The following is a 1392-nucleotide window of genomic DNA, read 5'->3' as shown; positions in this document are numbered from 1 at the left end:
CCTTCGTTCGTCAAGTCCCTCTGAATGATTATCTCGTCGCCGGGGTCATGCTTCTGTCCGTGGTCAGCACGAAGACTGCCACACTATGCCATCAGATCAACAAGCCGACAGGTCAATCTAAGAAGCGTGCTTCGCCGAAGCGGTCACAGCACTACACACGACCTTGCCGAGCCTGCGTCCCAGCGACGGGACCTCATCAGATGCAAGCCTTGTGCTTGCCTGCATCAATCACATATCTCTCCTCATGCCGACATAGGGTTTACGCTCCAGCGAAAGTCCGTCGCATCTACCCACATGCGGTGAAGAACGACACCGAGTTTGCGTGCAAGGGCAACCTTTGCGCGCTTCATCCCTCGACGCTTGGCCACATCGAGCGCCCAGCGCTTCAGACTGGAAAAGCGCGTCGCCCGCGTCAGCATGATGTGCGCGGCTTCGAACAATGCGGTTCTCACCATCGCGTCGCCGACCTTGCTCACCCCGCCATCGCGATCGGTTTCGCCGGATTGATATTTCTTTGGCGTCAATCCGAGATAGGCACCCACCGTGCCGGACTTTACGAACCGGGCAGGATCATCAATCGTGGAACGGTAGGTCAACGCAACCAAGGCACCGACACCCGGCGCACTCATCAGCCGCTGGCAAACCTTGTCGGCGCGGGCGATCTTCAGCATCTCGCGGTGCAGCTTCGTAAATTCGCTCCACAGCGCTGCTCGTGCCGTCAGCATCGTGTCGATTACCATCGATAATGTCGCATGCCCTTCAATCAGTTCACGGATGCGCGCCTCAAAACGCCCTCGGCTGACTTCGCCGACCTTTAATCCATAGCCGCGCAGGATACCTCGGATGCTGAGTTCGACGTCGAGCAGCTTGGATTGCAGAAGCTTGCGGCCGACCAGGAGAGCCCGAGTGTCCTGGGCTGGCGACGATTTGGCGTGGACCGGACGATACAAACCCATGCGGAGCAGTTGCGCGATCCCTCGCGCATCCTTGCGGTCGGTCTTCACCGTCATCGCCGAAAGCGCCGCATTCACATGCCGTGTTTCCAGCAAAACCACTTCATGACCAGCGGCAACGAGAGCCGCATGTAGCCATTGGGACAACGGCCCGGCTTCAAGGCCGATGCGCTCTACTTGAATATCCAGTTGAGCAAAATACCCAACCAGACATTCTGGCTCGCTGCCCACCTTGACCTCGCGAACCAATTTGCCTGTCGTGTCCACCACGCAAACGCTGCTCTCTTTCAGCGAGACGTCGATTCCTGCATAATATTCCATGGCTGTTCCTCTCATGATGCTTGAGGCCGATCGATCGGACCTCGTTTCCAAACATCATCATTCTGAGGGACAGCCACCAAACTGGCTAATCGTGAGGCGCCGGCCCATTACGGCATCT

At 57.6% G+C, this 1392-nt stretch carries 1 protein-coding gene; it reads right to left on the bottom strand.

Annotation, left to right across the window (positions count from 1 at the left end; genetic code table 11):
* Positions 1–242: 242 nt before the first annotated feature.
* Positions 243–1274, bottom strand: a complete 1032-nt coding sequence (locus SMD10_RS25340; RefSeq protein WP_331688493.1) for an IS110 family RNA-guided transposase — start codon at positions 1272–1274, stop codon at positions 243–245.
* Positions 1275–1392: the final 118 nt, after the last annotated feature.

This window comes from Consotaella aegiceratis (genome assembly GCF_036541425.1).
Taxonomy (GTDB): domain Bacteria; phylum Pseudomonadota; class Alphaproteobacteria; order Rhizobiales; family Rhizobiaceae; genus Consotaella; species Consotaella aegiceratis.
Note: the sequence above shows the minus strand (reverse complement) of the source record. Positions and strands in the feature narration are given on the sequence as shown.

Coding starts and splice junctions, on each gene's coding strand:
- SMD10_RS25340 (WP_331688493.1), bottom strand. CDS start 1,274: ATGGAATATTATGCAGGAATCGACGTCTCGCTGAAAGAGAGCAGCGTT.